General features: G+C 73.4%; 18 protein-coding genes. 11 read left to right on the top strand and 7 right to left on the bottom strand.

Annotated elements, in window-relative coordinates:
* Positions 1-68: 68 nt before the first annotated feature.
* Entirely contained in the window at positions 69-911 is an 843-nt protein-coding gene (locus AB0C21_RS20220) for a helix-turn-helix domain-containing protein (protein WP_500205940.1), read from the bottom strand.
* A gap of 128 nt (positions 912-1,039) precedes the next feature.
* On the opposite strand from AB0C21_RS20220, the gene AB0C21_RS20225 reads away from it, so the two are divergent.
* Positions 1,040-2,272 carry a flavin-dependent oxidoreductase gene (locus AB0C21_RS20225; RefSeq protein WP_500205942.1) on the top strand — a complete coding sequence of 411 codons (1,233 nt, stop codon included), beginning with the start codon at positions 1,040-1,042 and terminating at the stop codon, positions 2,270-2,272.
* 18 nt (positions 2,273-2,290) lie between these two features.
* On the opposite strand, the gene AB0C21_RS20230 is transcribed toward AB0C21_RS20225, so the two are convergent.
* Positions 2,291-2,851: a GNAT family N-acetyltransferase gene (locus AB0C21_RS20230; RefSeq protein ID WP_500206187.1), complete on the bottom strand. Its 561-nt coding sequence runs from the start codon at positions 2,849-2,851 to the stop codon at positions 2,291-2,293.
* A gap of 186 nt (positions 2,852-3,037) precedes the next feature.
* Between AB0C21_RS20230 and AB0C21_RS20235 the strand changes: the two genes are divergently transcribed.
* Positions 3,038-3,802 carry a hypothetical protein gene (locus tag AB0C21_RS20235; protein ID WP_500205944.1) on the top strand — a complete coding sequence of 255 codons (765 nt, stop codon included), beginning with the start codon at positions 3,038-3,040 and terminating at the stop codon, positions 3,800-3,802.
* Here AB0C21_RS20235 and AB0C21_RS20240 read toward each other — a convergent pair.
* The 5 genes from AB0C21_RS20240 to AB0C21_RS20260 form a co-directional block, all read right to left on the bottom strand.
* Complete coding sequence (locus AB0C21_RS20240; RefSeq protein ID WP_500205945.1) at positions 3,799-4,146, bottom strand: VOC family protein; 348 nt, start codon at positions 4,144-4,146, stop codon at positions 3,799-3,801. The genes AB0C21_RS20235 and AB0C21_RS20240 overlap by 4 nt on opposite strands.
* A 71-nt stretch (positions 4,147-4,217) precedes the next feature.
* A complete protein-coding gene (locus tag AB0C21_RS20245; protein ID WP_500205947.1) occupies positions 4,218-4,715 on the bottom strand; it encodes an SRPBCC family protein in 498 nt (165 codons plus the stop codon).
* Positions 4,712-5,065, bottom strand: a complete 354-nt coding sequence (locus tag AB0C21_RS20250; RefSeq protein ID WP_500205949.1) for an ArsR/SmtB family transcription factor — start codon at positions 5,063-5,065, stop codon at positions 4,712-4,714. The genes AB0C21_RS20245 and AB0C21_RS20250 overlap by 4 nt, the downstream gene beginning before the upstream one ends.
* Positions 5,066-5,165: 100 nt before the next feature.
* Positions 5,166-5,603 carry a nuclear transport factor 2 family protein gene (locus AB0C21_RS20255; RefSeq protein ID WP_500205950.1) on the bottom strand — a complete coding sequence of 146 codons (438 nt, stop codon included), beginning with the start codon at positions 5,601-5,603 and terminating at the stop codon, positions 5,166-5,168.
* A 23-nt stretch (positions 5,604-5,626) separates the two neighbouring features.
* The gene (locus tag AB0C21_RS20260; RefSeq protein ID WP_500205952.1) at positions 5,627-6,493 is read right to left on the bottom strand and encodes a TIGR03619 family F420-dependent LLM class oxidoreductase; all 867 of its coding nucleotides are present in this window, start codon (positions 6,491-6,493) and stop codon (positions 5,627-5,629) included.
* A gap of 65 nt (positions 6,494-6,558) precedes the next feature.
* Between AB0C21_RS20260 and AB0C21_RS20265 the strand changes: the two genes are divergently transcribed.
* From AB0C21_RS20265 to AB0C21_RS20305, 9 genes are all read left to right on the top strand, one after another.
* Entirely contained in the window at positions 6,559-7,188 is a 630-nt protein-coding gene (locus AB0C21_RS20265) for a Crp/Fnr family transcriptional regulator (protein ID WP_500205953.1), read from the top strand.
* 67 nt (positions 7,189-7,255) lie between these two features.
* Complete coding sequence (locus AB0C21_RS20270; RefSeq protein WP_500205955.1) at positions 7,256-8,014, top strand: hypothetical protein; 759 nt, start codon at positions 7,256-7,258, stop codon at positions 8,012-8,014.
* Positions 8,011-10,185: a hypothetical protein gene (locus AB0C21_RS20275; protein WP_500205957.1), complete on the top strand. Its 2,175-nt coding sequence runs from the start codon at positions 8,011-8,013 to the stop codon at positions 10,183-10,185. The genes AB0C21_RS20270 and AB0C21_RS20275 overlap by 4 nt, the downstream gene beginning before the upstream one ends.
* 134 nt (positions 10,186-10,319) lie before the next feature.
* Entirely contained in the window at positions 10,320-11,189 is an 870-nt protein-coding gene (locus AB0C21_RS20280; protein WP_149259239.1) for an SDR family NAD(P)-dependent oxidoreductase, read from the top strand.
* Positions 11,190-11,200: 11 nt separating this feature from the next.
* Positions 11,201-12,181, top strand: coding sequence for an EI24 domain-containing protein (locus AB0C21_RS20285; RefSeq protein WP_500205959.1), 981 nt, complete (start codon positions 11,201-11,203; stop codon positions 12,179-12,181).
* Positions 12,182-12,331: 150 nt separating this feature from the next.
* On the top strand, positions 12,332-13,675 hold the full coding sequence (locus tag AB0C21_RS20290) for a hypothetical protein (protein ID WP_500205961.1): 1,344 nt from the start codon (positions 12,332-12,334) through the stop codon (positions 13,673-13,675).
* An 83-nt stretch (positions 13,676-13,758) separates the two neighbouring features.
* Positions 13,759-15,891, top strand: coding sequence for an acyl-CoA dehydrogenase family protein (locus AB0C21_RS20295; RefSeq protein ID WP_500205962.1), 2,133 nt, complete (start codon positions 13,759-13,761; stop codon positions 15,889-15,891).
* A 30-nt stretch (positions 15,892-15,921) separates the two neighbouring features.
* Positions 15,922-17,634 (top strand): MmpA family trehalose lipid delivery protein, encoded by a 1,713-nt coding sequence (locus AB0C21_RS20300; RefSeq protein WP_500205964.1) that lies wholly within the window; start codon positions 15,922-15,924, stop codon positions 17,632-17,634.
* A complete protein-coding gene (locus AB0C21_RS20305) occupies positions 17,634-17,765 on the top strand; it encodes a hypothetical protein (protein WP_268843230.1) in 132 nt (43 codons plus the stop codon). Before AB0C21_RS20300 ends, AB0C21_RS20305 begins: the two co-directional genes overlap by 1 nt.
* The last annotated feature ends 2 nt before the right edge of the window (positions 17,766-17,767 follow it).

Here is a 17,767-nt window from a genome sequence, read left to right on the forward strand (position 1 = left end):
TCCTCCTCGGTCCCTTGCCTGCTCCTCTCCGATCTTGTCGTCTCCGGGTGCGGAGGGCTTGTAAGAAATCACTCGGCGGGCATCGGACCGCTGTCCGGCGGGAACCCAGGGTCGGCGGGGAACCGGCGCCGCAGGGCGAGGTACTCGGTCGGGGTGTGGCCGGTGAAGTCCTTGAACTCCCTGCTGAAGTGGGCCCGGTCGAAGTAGCCCGCCGCGTGGGCGAGATCCGACCAGTCGACCGGGCGCAGGGCGTCCACGGACAGGATCAGCCGCGCGAAGCGGTAGATCCGCGCCACCCGCTTCGGGGTGACCCCGACATGCGACTTGAACTGCGCGGCCAGGTGGTTGCCGCTCACCCCCGCGGCATCGGCCAGCGCGCCGACCGCGACCGCGCCGTGGGACGTCTCCAGACGTCCGCCGGCATGCCGGACCAGGCCGAGACCGCGCGCGGGGGCCTCGGCGAGTCGCGCTCGCAGCTCCTCCTCCACCACCCGCAGCGCCTCGGCGGCCGATGCGGCGTCGCCGACCCGGTTGCGGATCCGTTCCAGGGACCGCTGCCAGACGTCGTCGACCGGCACCCATCGGTTCCGCAGCTCGCTCACCGGCATGTCGACGAACGGCGAAAGCCCCCAGGGCTTGAAGTGCACCCCGACGAGCCGGACCCGGGCGGGGTACTCGACGACGAAGCGCCGGGTCCATACGCCCATGAACCACCCGTCGGCTAGCAGCGCCGACGGCACCGAGGGGTCGGAGTCCCACAGGCGGGCGGGTTCGCCCAGGTTGAGGAACAGGTGCGCCGACGGCATCGGCGGCACGTTCATCCGGCGGTGGCGCGGTACCCCGGTCAGGCAGTAGACGTCGTCGACGAACCGGTCGAGCGGCGGAGCGGGCACCCGGCCGACGTATTCCATGGACTCAGTCTGACCGGTGTGGTCCAGTTCATGAAGCAGAACGCGTCCCCGGGCGTCGCGCACAGCCCGGCCGCCACCGGCCACCGTTCGGTGCTTCGGCCGGTCCCTGCGAGGAGAGGAGAACACTCATGGACGTCATGATCGTGGGAGCCGGGATCGGCGGGCTGTTCACCGCGTTACGCCTGCACGCCGACGGAGTCCGCTGCGTGGTCTACGAGCGCAACGAGCGGATCCGCGAGCTCGGCGTGGGCATCAACGTGCTGCCGTTCGCGGCGCGGGAGCTGGCGGAGCTGGGTCTGCTCGACCGGCTGGCCGAGACCGGGGTGCCCACAGGCGAGCTGGTCTACGCCCACCGGCTGGGGCAGGAGATCATGCGCCGCCCCTGCGGCCTGGCCGCCGGGTTCGCGCATCCGCAGTTCAGCGTGCATCGCGGCCGGCTGCAAGGGCTGCTCCACCGCGCGGTGGTGGAGCGGCTGGGCGCGGACGCGGTGCGCACCGGCCACCGCCTGGTGGGCTTCGAACAGGACGCCGGGGCCGTGACCGCCCGGTTCGCCGACGGCTCGCGGGCACGCGCGGACGTCCTCGTGGGCGCCGACGGCATCCACTCGCGGGTCCGGTCGATCCTGTTCCCGGACGAGGGCCCGCCGCGCTGGAGCGGCATGATGCTGTGGCGCGGCGCCACCGAGTGGCCCGAGTACGGCACCGGCCGGACCATGGTGATCTCCGGCGGCAACACCGCCAAACTGGTCGTCTACCCGATCGCGCCGGCCACGTCCCGGGGGACCAGGCTGACCAACTGGGCCATCGGCGTCATGACCGGCCGTCCCGGCGATCCGCCGCCCGGCGAGCAGGACTGGACGCGTCCGGCCGACCTCGCGGACCTCGCCGAGCACATCGGGCTCTTCACCTCCGGCCACGTCGACCACGCCGCCATGATCGAGTCCAGCCGGGACCGCTTCGAGTTCCCCATGTGCGACCGCGACCCCCTCCCGTACTGGACGCGGGGCCGCGTCACCCTTCTCGGCGACGCCGCCCACCCCATGTACCCGATGGGCTCCAACGGCGCCGGCCAGGCCGTCCTCGACGCGGTGAACCTGAGCGCCAACCTGGCGGCCTTCAACGACCCGGCCGACGCCCTGCTCGCCTACGAGCAGGACCGCCTTCCCGCCACCGCCCAGGTCGTCCTCCGCAACCGCCTGGGCGGTCCCGAACAGGTCATCGAGGAGGTCGAGCGCCGGGCTCCGGAAGGCTTCGAGCGGATCGAGGACGTGATCGACCCCGCCGAACTGGAGGCCATGGTGGCCGGCTACGCCCGGCTCTCCGGCGGAGTCCGCGACCGCCCGCCCCGTCCGAACGCCTGACCCCGCGATCTGCCCGGCCTAGGACGCCTGCTTCCCGGCCCGCCACTCGGGGGCGAGGACCGACCAGATCTCCGTGTCCTGGCGCTGCCCGCGGTAGAGGTAGAGCTCCCGGAGCGTGCCCTCCTTGGTCATCCCTAGGCGCTTGGCCACGGCGATGCTGGCCTCGTTGGCGGACGAGACGTGCCACTCCACCCGGTGGATGCCGCGCTCCTCGATCGCCCAGTCGATGATGACGCGTACCGCTCTGGTCACCAGGCCCCTGCCGGCCGCGGACGGTTCGAGCCAGCAGCCGGCCTCGGCGGTGCCCTGCTCGACGTCCATCGTCACGAAGAGCACCCCGCCCACCAGCCGACCGCCGGACCAGATGCCGTAGATGCGTCCTTTGTCGGCCGCGGCCTTGTCGGCGTACGCCTGGAGGTGCGCACGGCTGGACTCCACGTCCACGACGCGGTCCGGAAGCCCGACGTGCTGCCCTATGAACTCGCGCCCCCGGTCGATGTGGGCGAGGAACTCCTCAGCCTGCCATGGTTCGAGCGGCCGCAACTCCGCGCCGTCGTCACCAAGGGACACCGCGTACATCCTCGCCTCCACGGTCATAACCTGCACGAACTGCGAGTGGATCTTCTCACGGACCCGGCGCCCCCGGCCCCTGCGCGGGCGACGTTCAGCGAGCCGGACATGCCTTGCGCCCAGCTGATCGTTTGTGCATGCTCATTCCGATCAGGGATGGCGGCCGAGGCTTCGGCGCCCGAGGAAAGAGGTGCCGTGGACGGCATGCTTCGCCGTGCGGCCTGGACCGGGGTGGGCGCCGCGGCCGTCGCGGCCGGGGCTCTGGTGGTCGTGCTGATCGCCACTGATCCGGCGCCGTCGATCCTCGGGGACGACTCCCCGCGGTACGAGCCCGCACCGAGTTCCGTCGCCCTGCCCGCCAACACTCCCGAGCAACTCGCCCTCGTCCGGGCGTGCATGGTCGGCGACCCCCAGATCTCGATGCCGGATTACTACGATCCGAGGATCGAGGTGACGGTGACCGGGCCGGGAACGCGGGTCTCCGACTTCCGGGTGTTGACCGCTTCCGCGCCCGACTCGCGCGGGCGCACGGTGTGGCTGGGCAGCAGGGCCGCCCATCGGCTCTGCGTGCTCGACCGCTCCGGCAAGCCGAGCGAGAGCGACCGGAGCTTTCATCAGGCCGCCCACGTTTGGGGGGTGTCTCTGGCGGCCGTCCTCAAGAACGTGGTCTATGACGACACGGGCGGGGGTTCTGTGGACCCCGGCGCCGAGGGGAGTTGGGAGACGCACGTCGCCGGTCGGGTCCCGCTCTCGGGCGGTACTCGCGTCACGTTCACGGCCGCGGACGGCAGATCCGCCGAAGCGCCGGTGACCGATCGGTTCTTCGTCCTGAGGAGATCCGGTGTCCGTGGTCAGGGCTCCGGGCTCGGTCGCATCGAATCCGTGACCGTCAGGCTCTACAAGGGCTCCCGCGTCCTGAAGGTCTTCTCCACGCAGGTGGAGGGCGCCGTCCTGCGCTAGTCGCGCCAGGGCATGTGCTGGAGGGTCCAGGTGTTGCCGTCCGGGTCGGAGAAGTAGGCGTAGAAGACGCCGCCCATGTCCTCGACAGGGGCGACGTCCGCGCCGCGCTCGACGAGGTCGGACCTGGCCTGCTCGATGTCGCTCACGACCAGGTGCAGCCCGCGCTGCGAACCGGCTGGCATGTCCATGCCGGGCAGGCCCTCCGTCAACGCGATCGAGCAGGCCGAGCCGGGCGGGGTGAGCTGGACGATCCGGACGCCGTCCGCCGGCCGCACGTCGACGTCGGCGTTGAAGCCGAGCGCGGTGTAGAAGTCCTTGGCGCGGTCTATGTCGCTGACGGGCACTGGAACGAGTTCGAGCAGGAGCATCCCCGGGCGTACGGGTATTACCGGGTTGTCGGCGGGCTGGGACTCGGTCATGGGTGGCGTCCTTTCGATAGCAGGGCGTCGAGCCGGTCGTAGGCCTCGCCCGCGCCGCGTCGCATGGGGCCGCGGAGCACGCTGTCGCGTATCTCGCGCGTGGGGTACCGAACGGTGATGTTCACGGCGGTGCGGCCGTCCCGCTCGTCGAAGGCGGTGGTGACCAGGGCCTCGCCGGCCTCCCAGCCGTCGTGGATCTCGCTCTGCACCAGCCTCGCCGGTGCGTCCACCTCGAAGAAGACGCCGCCGTAGCCCATCTCGGCGCCGCCCGGACCGTGGGAGACGAAGCGCCAGGCGCCGCCGGGACGCAGGTCGACCTCGCAGACGACGAGCCGCCAGCCCCGGGCGCCGTGCCACTGCTTCAGCAGGTCGGGCCGCGTGAACGCGTCGAACACCCGGCGCCGGGGCGCGTCGAACGTCCGGCTGAGCAGGATCTCGGTGTCGGACGGCGCGCTGACGACGAGGCCCGCGCCGCGAGGCGGCCAGGTCGTCACGGGTCGTCCTGCTCGTCCTGCTCGTCTTGCTCCCCGAGCCTTGCGAGCAGGTCGTCGAGCCGCTGGTAGCTCTCCTCCCAGTACTCGCGGAAGTCCGCGAGCCAGGCCAGGGCGTCCCGGAGCGGGCGGGCCTCGAGCCGGCACGGCCGCCGCTGCGCGTCCCGGCCGCGCGAGACGAGGCCGGCGCGCTCCAGCACGCGCAGGTGCTTGGACACGGCGGGCTGGCTCATGTCGAACGGCGCGGCCAGCTCGCCCACCGACGCCTCGCCCCGGGTCAGCCGGGCCAGGATGGCCCGCCTGGTCGGGTCGGCGAGCGCGGCGAACGTCGCGTCCAGGGTGCTGGTGTCCACTGATCAAACCTTCCGGTTCTATAACCAGTTGGTTTTGTATCGGGAACGGCACGGCCTGTCAAGCGGCCGGGCCCGCGCGCCGGCCCGGCGTCACCGCATGTCAGGAGGTGGTGAGGGTGGCCATGGCGCGGTCGGGCTCCCAGTGGGCGCGCAGGGAGGTGATCTTGCCCGCGTCGTCCACCGTGTAGACGAGGACGCAGTCGATGGTCATCGTGGCGCCGTCCGGCGTCGTGGTCGTGATCGTCGCGACGTTGGCGCAGCAGGGGCCGTTGGCGAACGAGTCGGCGACGCGGAAGCGGAAGCCGGCGATCGTGGAGATGAAGGAGTCCCAGAAGTTCTCGATGCCGTCCGGGCCCCGGTGGCCGGCGCCCGCCGGGTCGAGGAAGGACGGGCCGACCGGGTCCTCGATGAGGGCGTCCGGGGCGAAGAGGGCCAGCCAGTCGTCCTTGCGGCCCTCGGCGACGGCGGTCATGGAGGCGCGGGCGGCGCGGCGGGCCGGGTGGTCCGCGTCGGGGGCGTCCCAACTGATGGCGTCCACTGTAACGTGTTCTCGTTTCGGGGTCAGGAGGCCGTCTTGGCGATGACGGTCTCGGCGAACCGTTCGAGGTGCTCGATCTTCTTGTCCAGCGGCTCGGTGTCGGGGCCCTTGGCGTAGGGCATCCGGAAGCCGACGATCACGTCGGTGACGCCCTTGTCCTCCAGCCGCTTCACCCCGTCGGGCGTGTAGGCGTCCATCGAGATGACGTGCACCTCGAAGGGGTCGCCGGCCTTGCCCTCCGCCTCGCGGATGCGGCCCAGCCTGGCGAGCAGGTCGTCGAGGTCGTCGCCGCCCGCGTGCATCCAGCCGTCCCCGCGCACCACGGCGCGGCGCAGCGCGGCCTCGCTGTGCCCGCCGACCAGGATCGGGAAGGGCTGCGCCGGGCAGATCTTGAGCGCCGGGACGTCGAAGTGCTCGCCGTGGTACTCGAAGTACTCGCCGCCGCTCAGTCCCCGGACGATGTCGATGGCCTCGTCCATCCGCCTGCCCCGCCGCTCCCACGGGACGCCCATGACCTCGAAGTCCTCGCGCCACGGGCTGAGCCCGACGCCGAGGCCGAGCCGCCCGCCGGTCAGGCACGCCACCGAGGTGGCCTGCTTCGCCACCAGCACGGGCGGACGTACCGGCAGCTTGAGGACGAACGGCGTGAACCTCAGCCGTTCGGTCACCGCCCCCATGGCCGCGATCAGCGTGAACGTCTCGATGAACGGCTTGTCCTCCAGGAACCCCCGGTCGCCGTCGGGGGTGTACGGGTACACCGAGTCCGACTCCTTCGGGTACACCAGCGAGTCGGCGACCGACATGCTCGTGTACCCGGCCGCCTCGGCGGCCCTGGCCAGCGGCAGGTAGTACGACGGATCGGTCATGGCCTCGGCGTAGGTGAACCTCATGGCCGAAATAGTAGAACGTGTTCCACTTCGGTGCCAGGGGCGCCGGCGGGGAGCATCATGGGACGGTGGGCATCTGGGAGTCGCTCGTCGCGGCCGGCGCGGAGCGGCGGTTCGCCGCGGGCGACGTCCTGCTCCGCCAGGGCGACCCCGCGAGGCACGTCCTGCTCCTGACGCGGGGCCGGATCAAGGCGCTGCTGACCCTTCCGGACGGCGAGGTGCTCCTCCTCGCCGTCCGGGGGCCGGGCGAGATCCTCGGGGAGATCGCCGTGCTCGGCGGCGACGACCGCTCCGCGACGGTCGTCGCGATGGACCCGTGCGTCACGCGCGTCCTGCCCGCGGACCGCTTCCGTTCCCTGCTGCGCTCGGCCGGGGCGGAGGAGGAGATGCTGCGGCGTGCGATGCGGCGCCTGCGCGAGGGGGAGGCGTGGCGCGCGGAGACGGCGGCCCTGTCCGCCGGTCCCCGTGTCATGCGGGCCCTCCTGCGCCTCGCCGTGCCGGCCGGGGACGGGCCGCCCGGTGTGGGGCTCGGCCAACTGGAGATCGGCCAGGCGGTGGGGCTCTCCCGCAGCGTCGTCGCGGCCGAGCTGGCGCGGCTGCGCGACCTCGGCGTCGTCTCCACCGAGCGCGGCCGCACCGTCATCACCGATCTGCCCCGCCTCCGCGAGCTGGCCGCATCGGGCCGCGGTTCTGTCTGAATTCCGACAGTTCTTCCGGCGCTTCGGCTCCACAGTGGTTGCCGTCCGCATGAGTGGAGGGGGCCTTATGGAGCAATACCGTGCTGTTCTCGTCGTGGACGCCGAGAAGTTCAGCGCGCATCGCGACGCCGATCTGCCGGACGTCCACCTGGAGATCCGGCGCGTGCTGGCCGCGGCCTGCGCCGAGAGCGGGCTCGGCCAGGCCTGGGACGACGTCCGGTTCATGGAGAGCACGGGGGACGGGATCCTCGCCGTCCTGCCGCACGAGGCGGTGCCCGCGCTCATCGATCCGTTCCCCCGGCGCCTCCAGGACGCCCTGGCCGAGTGCGCCCCGAGGCTGCGCGCGCGGGGGATGCGGCTCCGGCTGCGCGCCGCCCTGCACGTCGGGCTCGTGGACGACGAGCGCCCCGACGCGCCCGGCATCTCCACCGCCGTCATCGACGCCTGCCGCCTGCTGGACGGTAAGCCGCTGCGGGCCGCGCTCGACGACAGCGACCCCGAGGTGACCTTCGCGGCGTTCCTGCTCTCGGCGGAGCTGTTCACCCCCTACGTCGCGGGCGGGCGGAGCGGCCTGCGCGAGAGCCAGTTCACCGAGGTCAGGGTCCAGGTGAAGCAGTTCGACCGGACCGCCTACCTCTACGTGCCCGTCCCGTCCGAGGGGCGGCGGCCCGACCGGCGCGAGCAGCCGCCGCCGGAGGCCGCCCTCTCCGCGCCCCCGGCCCCGTCCGGCGGGACGTCCGTCAACGGCGTCACGATCAACGGGGACGGCGCCCAGAACGCGATCGGGAACACCGTCGGCGGCGACTTCCGGCAGGAGCGCCGATGACGACCATGGAGGACTTCACGATCAGCGGCGACGCGGCCCAGAACGTGATCGGCAACACGGTGTCCCGCGACCTGATCGTCCAGCAGCTCGTCGAGGTGCACAAGCGCCGGTCGATGATGCTGGGTGAGGCCGACGTGGACGAGCGCGTCGCCGGGTACGTGCGCGCCCGCAACCACGACCAGATCGTGACCGTCCTCGGGCGTCACCATGCGATCGGGCTGGCCGGCCCCCCGGGAGCCGGGGTGTCGACCACGGCGATCGCCGCGCTGCGGGAGCTCCGCCCGGGGATGCCCGTCCACCTGTTCTCTCCCGAGGAGGACGACGTGGAGGAGGGCCCGAGCGCGCAGCTCGGGTACCTGGTGCGGGGGACCGACGACGACGAGAAGCGGCTGTGGTCCTGCAAGGAGAGGATCGAGAGGGCCGGGGGCTTCCTGCTCGTCGTCGGGAACGAGACCGAGTTGCGCCGGTTCGCCGACTTCCTGCCGATCGTCCAGGTGGAGCCGCCGCCCGCGGACCTCGTCTACCGGACCCGGCTGCACCGGGCGGGCCTCGGCGGGACGCGCTGGCCCGCCTGGTCGCGCACCGCCGAACTGCTGCGGGGCGCCTTACCGGGGGACGCCCGCCGGCTCGCCGACCTCGTCATCGAGATCGGCGAGGAGGGGGAGGTCGAGCGGGCCTACCGGGGCTGGAAGGACCAGCTGTGCGGCTGGTTCGCCGAGCACCCCGGGCTGCGGGACCAGACCCTGCTGATCGCGGCCGCGGCGATCAGCCCGGCCGACGAGACCAGCGTGTACGGCGCCGCGATGTCGCTGGCGCGGCACCTCGAGATCAACGTCGAGGGCGGCGGGCTCGCCTGGTGCCCCTCCACCGGGCTGAGCGAGCTGCTCGGCGCCGACCGCGCGGACGACCGGATCGTGTTCCGCCGGCACGGCTACGCCTCCTCGGTCCTGCGGCACGTCTGCGACGACTACCCGCTGGTGCGGATGGACCTGCTGGAGTGGCTGTCGGCCCTGCCGAGCGACACCGTGCTGGCGCTCGACCCGGGACGCCGCCAGAAGCTCGTCGAGGTGTTCGCCGACCTCGCCGCCGAGAGCGGGGCGGCGGCGAAGATCGTCCAGGTGGCCGGGGGCTGGGCCTCCGACGGGAAGGCCGACCTCGCCTACGTCGCCCTGGCGCGGACCTGCCTGGACCCGCTGGTCGGGGGCCGGGTGCGCAGGGGCCTCTACGAATGGGCCAACAACCGGAACGCCCCGCAGACGTTGAAGCTGACGGTGGCGCGGGTGTGCCAGGTGGTCGGCGAGTCCTACGTCACGGTCGCCCTGACCCGCCTGAAGCATCTCGCGACCTACGGCAACGAGCAGGTGCGGGACGAGGTCCTGGACGTGGTGCGGACCCTGGCGGAGGCGAACCGGCGGGAGGTCGTCCGCGCGGCCGCCGCGTGGTGCGGGTCGTCGGTGCCGCTGAGGGTGGAGGCCGACGCCGAGCGGCGCGCCAAGACGGGCCTGCGGGTCCTGCTCGACCTCCTGCCGGACGCGCCGGCGCGCGACACGTGGCTGTGGAACATCACGCTGGGCGCCATCGACCGTCTGGCGCGCCAGGGGGGCGAGCGGCTCCGGGCGGCGGCGCTGGACGCCGCGCGCGAGCTGGCGGCGCACGACCGCCGCGCGATGCTCGACCTGACGCTCGCCTGGGCGCGCAACGCCGACGGCAGCCCGCCCCGGGAGGCCGAGGTCCGCGCGCAGCTGGCGACGGCGCTGTTCCTGGATCTGGCGGCCGAACGCGACACCGCCGGCCTCGCCGCCGTGCTGACGGCGTCGGCGGCCGTCCCGGCCCAGGCGTGCGTGCCGCCGTGGTCGGTCGCCATGGCCGCCGAGCTGAGGAACGGGACCGGGTTCGGCTGCTTTCCCGAGGTGGCCATGCTGTGGCTGGAGACGGCGGCGGCGCGTCCCGCCCTGCGGCCGGGGATCGTCTCCCTGTTCGCCATGGTGGCGGGCGGCGACCCGGCGCGGCGGACCCTCCTCACGGACCTCGTCCGCAGCTGGGCGGGCACCCGGCGGGCGCGCCGGGCCACCAAGGAGGACCTCCTGGTGCACCTGCTGCAGCCGGAGTGGCAGCGGCTCCTCTACAAGCTCTGGGTGAAGGCCCGGCGGGCGGTCGCGGGGGGCGGCTGAGCGGCGGCGTATCTCCGGGGCGCCGGGCCGTTAGCTCCGGGGCGCCGGGCCGTTATCTCCGGGACGCCGCGCCGTTACCGTCCGGAGGCGCCGTGCCGTTTGCCGGGGGTTGCGGCGGGTGGTTCGGTGGAGGGATGGAGCGCAAGATCGCGATTGTCACCGGGGGGACGTCCGGGATCGGGAAGGAGATCGCGCGGGGCCTGGCTCGGGCGGGGCTCCTGGTGGGGATCGTCTGCCGGAACGAGCTGCGCGCCGCCGCGGCGGTGGAGGAGCTGACGAAGGACGTCCCGGACGCGCGGATCGAGACGTTCCTGGGGGACCTGTCGGTGCAGATGGACGTCCGGCGGGTCGCGGCGTCGCTGGAGGAGCGGTTCGACCGGCTGCACGTCCTGGTCGACAACGCGGGCGTGTACCTGCTGCGGGCCAAGGTCAGCGCGGACGGGTACGACCGTGTGGTCGCGACCAACCATCTGGGGCCCTTCCTGCTGACGAACCTGCTGCTGGGGCTGCTGGAGAAGGGCGCACCGTCGCGGGTGGTGGTCGTGGCGTCCGAGGCGCACCGGTTCGCGGACCGGCTCGACGTCGAGCGGATGGCCGAGCCCCGGTCGTACGGCCCGGCCGGGGCGCTGCGGGTGTACGGCCGCTCCAAGCTCCTCAACATCATGTTCGCGCAGGAGCTGGCCAGGCGGATGGAGGGCAGCGGCGTCACGGCGAACGCGGTCTGCCCGGGGCTCACCGCGACGAGCCTGGGCAGGGACGTCCGCGGGACCGAGCGCGTCATGGGGCTGTTCTCGCGCACCCCGGTGCTGCGGACGCCGGAGCAGGGGGCCCGGATGGCGCTGCGGCTCGCGCTGGACGAGGAGTTCGAGGGCCGCAGCGGCGGCTACTACAGCTCGACGCCGGGCGCCGGGATGCTGCCGACGGTGGGGGCGTTGAAGGATCCGCAACTCAGACGTGCGGTTTGGGACCGTTCGGCCCGCCTTGTGGGGCTGCCTGCCCTATAGGGTCAGGCTGCGTGAGCCAACCGCACGGACCGCCGGACCGGCCCGGCGCATGGAACGGTCCCCAGCCGACCCCGCCACCGCGGCCGGTCCCGCCGCAGCAGCCCGGCCGGCCGCCGGCCCCGCAGCCCGGGACCCCGCAGCCCGGGGCCGCGCGGCCGGGAGGCCCGCAGCCGGACCCGCACTCGCCCGAGCCCCGGCAGAGGCCGCGCCCGTCCGCGTTCAAGGACCTGTTCAACGGCGTGGGGTACCTGCTGCGCGGCATCGGATGGGCGGCGCGGCACCCGGCCCAGTGGCTGTTCGGGCTGATCCCCGCGCTGATCGTCCTGGCGGTGTACGTCGCGGCGCTGGTCTTCCTGGCGTACCGGCTCGACGACCTGGCCGGATGGGTGACGGGGTTCGCCGACGGCTGGCCGGACGCGGCGCGGACGTCGGCGCGGGTCGTCGCCGGGCTCGCCCTGTACGGGTCGGCGCTGTTCCTCGCGGTCATCACGTTCACGGCGGTGACGCTGCTGGTGGGCGACCCGTTCTACGAGGCCATCGCGGTCCGGGTGGAGGAGTCGCAGGGCGGCGCGCCGCCGGACCCGGGTGTCCCGCTGCTGGTCCAGATCGGGCGGGCGGTCAAGGACACGCTGATCCTCGGCGCCGTGGCGCTGGTGTTCGCGGTCGTGTTCTTCGCCTGCGGGTTCCTGCCGGTGGTCGGGCAGACGGTCGTGCCGGTGGTCGCGGCGCTGGTGTCGGGCTACTTCCTCGCGGGCGAGCTCACGTCGATCGCGCTGGAGCGGCGCGGGCTGCGGCGCCGGGAGCGGTTCGCGCGGCTGAAGGCGGACCGCCCGCTCGTCGTCGGGTTCGGCGCGGCGACCTTTGTGGTGTTTCTCATTCCGCTGGGCGCGGTGCTGGCGATGCCGGGCGCGGTGGCGGGCGCGACGCTGCTGGCCCGGGAGCGGCTCGCCGACGAGCCGCCGGCCGAGGCGGCCCTGACCAGCGTGCACTGAGGCCCCTGCCGTCCTCGCCACCAATGGCCCTGCGTCCGAATGGCCCGCACCGAGGCGGCGCGAAACCAACACTGAGGCGATAAGAAGATGTGTCCTGAGCGTGATTACCGGCCGGAACGCCATGGGTGATCTTCGCGTAACGTGTGCCGCATGTCCGATCAGGGGGAGCGCAACGTGCGCTGGACCGAAATGAGCGAGGGCGAGCCGCGGGACGGCGCGGACGGCGCGACCGGGCCGCAGGCGGCCTTCTCCGAGCCGAAGGTGCCGGAGGTGCCGGTGCCCCCGCCGACGGGGCGCACCGAGTTCTCCGCGCCCGGCGAGGGCGTCGGCTCGCACGACGTCTGGGGCAAGGTCGAGACCGGACGGCCGGAGGCGCCGGCCGAGGAGTCCGCGCCCGCAGAGCAGGTCGTGCCGGCCGAGCAGGTCACGCCCGCCGAGCAGGTCGTGCCGGCCGAGCAGGCGGCGCCCGGCGACGAGGCCGACTCCGCGGACGTGAAGGTCGCCCCCGTGGCCGAGGAGGCGCCCCAGTGGGAGGGCTCGCTCTTCGACGAGGGCGCCGGTGACGACGGCGAGGGCGACGACCGGTACGTGCCGGCCGTCCCGACCGGGTCCGGGCAGCCGGCGAAGCCCGGCAAGCCGAGCAGCGGCAACTGGCAGATGCCCGACTGGATGGCGGACGAGAGCGCGGCCGACGCCAAGCTCGGCGGCTCGCCGAAGCCGCGGCGCGACGCCCTCGACGAGGGCGGCGGCCGCTCCCGGCTCGTGCTGTTCGGCGGGATCGGGCTGCTGGTGGTCGCGCTGCTCGCGGCCGGCGGCGTGTACTTCATGAAGAACGGCGACGACGAGCCGGCCGACACGTCCGAGACGTCCGGCAACGCCGACCGGCGGGCCGCGGCGGAGCAGTCCGAGGCCGCGCAGGTGGAGATGCCGCCGGACAAGCCGCTCGCGACGTTCCGCGGCAAGCCGAGCCGCATGCTCGGGCGGGTCAACGACGTCCACTCCGGGCTGTCGTACCCGCGGCTGGCCGCCCCCTGGCAGGTGCCCACCAAGAAGAACAAGCTGGGCACGCCGGGCTGGTCGGGGCAGCAGGTCCTGGTCACGGAGCGGCAGGCGGAACGGCTCTGGTACGGGCAGTTCCTCACCGGCACGCTGATCCCCACCCTGCAGAGCGCCTACCAGGGGCCCGACAGCGTGAAGAACGTGGCCGGGCTGGCCGCCAAGGGGTACGAGGCGCAGTACTACGCGTTCCCCCACAAGTCGTCGCCCCTGGCGTCGCAGGCCCTGAACGTGGACGGGCACAAGGGCTGGCTGGTCGCCTCCTACCTCACCTACAAGCGGGCCGGAGTGCGCGCGACCGGCGAGATCGTCGCCATGGCGGTGGTCGACACCGGCCGCAAGTCGCCCGCGGTCGTGTTCGCGTCGATGCCGAACACGCACCGCCAGCGGTGGCCCGACATCAACGAGTTCCTCGGCCAGCTCAAGATCGCCTCCTGACCCGGCCCTCCCGGCCCGGGCTCGTTCCTGACAACCGAATGCCGTTCTAATAGGCTGTGGCCACCTCCGAGAAAGGTGTGGTCATGGGCATCGGGCTGACCGAGGAACACGAGGCGCTCGCGGCGTCGGTGCGCGGCTTCGCCGAGCGTGCCGTCACGCGGCAGGCCGTCCGGGACGCGGACGCGGGGTTCTGGCCCGCGCTCGCCGAGCAGGGGCTCCTCGGCCTGCACCTGCCCGAGGACGCCGGCGGCGACGGATTCGGGATCCTGGAGCAGGCCGTCGTGCTGGAGGAGCTGGGCCGGGCGCTCGCCCCCGGCCTCTACACCCCCACCGTGCTGGCGTCGGCGATCATGCACGCGGCCGGGGCCGAGGCGTGCGGGCTCGTCACGGGGGACCGGAAGGCGGCGGTCGGGCTTTCGGGCGGCCTCGACATCGACGGCTCCACCGTCTCCGGGACGGTGCAGACGGTGCTGGGCGCGCCCCTGGCCGACCTCTTCGTGCTCCCGGCCGGTGACCGCTGGGTCGTCCTGCGGCGGGACGACGTCACCGTCGAGCCGCTGGAGTCCCTCGACATCACCCGCCCGGTCGGATCGGTCACGGTCACGGACGTGTCCCTACCGGACGAGAGCGTCATGAGCGGCGTGGACGTGCACGCCCTCGCCGTCGTCCTCCTTGGGGCCGAGGCATGCGGGGTCGCAGGGCGGGCCCTGGACGACGCCGTCGCGTACGCGAAGCTGCGCGAGCAGTTCGGCCGTCCGATCGGCCAGTTCCAGGGCGTCAAGCACAAGTGCGCGCGCATGCTCATCGCCGTGGAGCGCGCCAGGGCGGCCGTATGGGACGCCGCGCGCGCTCTGGACGAGCCAGAAGAACAGCGCGACTACGCCATCGCAGTAGCCGCCGCCCTAGCAGCGGACGCCGCCGTGACCTGCGCCGAAGGCAACATCCAGGTCCATGGAGGCATCGGCTACACCTATGAGCACGATGCCCACCTCCTCTACCGGCGGGCCCTGACTCTCCGCGCGCTCCTAGGACGGACGAGCAAGCACCATGCGACCCTCGCCGCGCTGGCGGTCAAGGGCGTCCGGCGTCCGATGAGCATCGAGCTGGCCGAGGACGCGGCGCCGGTCCGCGAGGAGATCCGGGCCCGCGTCGCCGAGCTGGCCGCGATGGAGCCGCTCGAACAGCGCGCCGCGATGGCGGAGGGCGGCTGGGTGACGCCGCACCTGCCGAAGCCGTGGGGGCGCGGCGCCGGGCCGCTCGAACAGATCGTGATCCAGCAGGAGCTCAAGGCGGCGAAGGTGCGCCCGGTGCCCCTGATGATCGCGGCGTGGGTCGTCCCGTCGCTGGTCCAGTACGGCACCCCCGAGCAGCAGGAGCGGTTCCTGCCGCCGACGCTGCGCGGCGAGATCATCTGGTGCCAGCTGTTCTCCGAGCCGGGCGCGGGCTCCGACCTCGCCGGGCTGCGGACGCGCGCCGAGCGCGTCGAGGGCGGCTGGAAGATCACCGGGCAGAAGATCTGGACGTCGCTGGCCCGCGAGGCGCAGTGGGGGATCTGCGTCGCCCGCACCGATCCGGACCGTCCCAAGCACGACGGGATCACCTACTTCCTCGTCGACATGTCCTCGCCCGGCATCGAGGTCCGCCCGCTGCGCGAGTGCACCGGCGACGCCGTGTTCAACGAGGTGTTCCTGGACGGCGTGTTCGTGCCGGACGACCTCGTGGTGGGCCCGGTCAACGAGGGCTGGCGCGTCGCCCGGACGACGCTGGCGAACGAGCGGGTCGGCCTGACGAGCAGCTTCCAGCTCGGCGGCGACCTGCCCAAGCTGCTCGACCTCGCGGCCGAGCTCGGCCTGGACGGGGACCCGGTCGTCCGCGACGCCGTCGGCCGGCTGGCCTGCGACGAGCACGCGTTCAACCTGCTCGGGCTGCGCGCCACGCTCAAGCGGCTGTCGGGCACGGACCCGGGCGCGACGGCGAACGTCCGCAAGCTGGTGGCGATGGAGCACGGCCAGCAGGTCACCGAGTTCGGGTTCACGCTGCTCGGCGAGGAGGGCGCCCTGACCGGCGGGCGGCGCGACCCCCTGCGCGCCCGCTGGACCCGCTACCTGCTCGCGTCCCGGGCGATGACGATCGGCGGCGGCACCACCGAGGTCAACCTGAACGTGATCGGCGAGCGGATCCTCGGCCTGCCCCGGGACCCCGAGCCGGTCGGGTAGCGTCCAGGCTCACATGCGGGAGCGGACTGCTTGACCGACCGGACGCGGCACCTGGTGGCCGCCCTCACCGGCCTCGGGCTCGGGCTCGCGGCACTGGGGCCGGGGCTCGCGCCCGGCTTCGTGCTGTCCTACGACATGGTGTTCGTGCCCGATCCGGCGTTCACCCGCATGACGTTCGGGCTGACGGGGGTCGTGCCCCGGCACGTGCCGAGCGACGCGTTCGTCACCGCGCTCTCCACCGTCTTCCCGGCGGACGCGGTGCAGAAGCTCGTCCTGCTCGCGGTCTTCGTGATGGCGTGCACGTCGGCGGCCTCGCTGGTCCCGTCGCCCCGGCTGCCGCCGCGCCTGGCCGCCGGCGTCTGCTACGCCTGGAACCCGTTCGTCGCCGAGCGGCTGCTGCTGGGGCAGTGGGCGCTCCTCCTCGGTTACGCGGCCCTGCCCTGGGTGGTCGCGGCCGCCGCGCGGACGGAGGAGCCCGGCGGCGGCCGCCGCCTCGTCCGGACCCTGCTCCCCGCCGCGATCGGCGGTTTCGCGGCCTTGACGGTCTCGGCCCTGACGGCCCTGGCCGTCGCCCTCGTGAGCTCGGCAAGGGGCCGGCGCCTCCGCGCCGGCCCGCGGGTCGTGGCCGCCGCGGGCGTGCTGAGCCTGCCGTGGCTGATACCGGGGGCACTGCGTCCGGCCGGTGTGCCAGGGGACGGGACGGCCGTCGACCTGTTCGCGGCCAGGGCGGACACACCGTTCGGGACGCTCGGGAGCCTGCTCCTGCTCGGCGGGGTCTGGAACGGCGAGACGGTGCCGCGCGGCTACGGGGCGCCGGTCACCGCGACGCTCTGGCTGCTCGTGGTGGTCATCGCGCTGGCCGCCTACTGGCGATGGTGCCGCGAGCCCGTCTGGTGGAGGGGCGCGGCCGTGGCGGCGGTGATCGGGTTCGTCGTGGCGGCTCTCGGCGCGGTGGCGGCCCCGGTCCTCCAAGTCCTCATCGACCTCTGGCCGGGGTTCGCCGTCCTCCGCGACGGGCAGCAGTACGCGGCCCCGCTCGCCGTCGTGGTCGCCGTGGGGCTCGGTGCGGCCGCCGACCGGGCGGCCGAGGCCCGGTGGCCGGGAGTGGCCGCCGCCGCGGCGGCCGTTCCGGTGCTCCTGCTGCCGACGCTGGCGTGGGGCGCGGCGGGGGACTTGCGGTCCGTCCGATATCCCGGCGACTGGGCGCGCGCACGGCAGATCATCGACGGCGACCCGGCGTCCGGGGACGTGCTGGTCCTGCCGTGGGCGTCCTACCGGAGCTACCCGTGGAACCGCGGCCGCCGGGTACTCGACCCGTTGCCCCGCTACCTGCACCGCCGCGTCATCGTGGACGACGCCGTCACCGTGGGCGGGACGACCGTCGCGCCGGAGGACCCCAGGGCGGTCAGGCTCGCGCCCGCCGCGCGGACCGGAACGCCGCCGGCGGCGACGCTGCGTGACGAGGGCGTACGGTACGTCGTCGTGGACGCGGAGCCGGGCGCCAACCGTCCCTCCGGCGCCGCCACCGAGGTCCTGCGCGGCCCTGACCTGGTCGTCTACCGAATCGAGGGGGCCGCCGGCGGGGTGCGGGACGCGGTCCCGGCCGCGCCCGCGGCGGCCGCGTGGGCGGTGACGAGTCTGGCCGTTTTCTGGTCAATCCTGCCCTCAGGGACTACTCTGAGCTTCCCGTTACTCGGCGGTATCACGCGCCGCAGATCCGACCCCCGACGAAGGACCCCCTGATGCGCATCGCCATCGCCGCAATCGTCGGCGTCCTGCTGGCCGCCGGAGCGTCGTTCGGCGCCGTCCAGCTCGCGAACGCCTCCCAGAAGGACCCCGTCATCAAGCCGCTGTACAACTACGGCTCCCGGTGACG

This window comes from Spirillospora sp. NPDC049024 (assembly GCF_040649235.1).
Classification (GTDB): domain Bacteria; phylum Actinomycetota; class Actinomycetes; order Streptosporangiales; family Streptosporangiaceae; genus Spirillospora.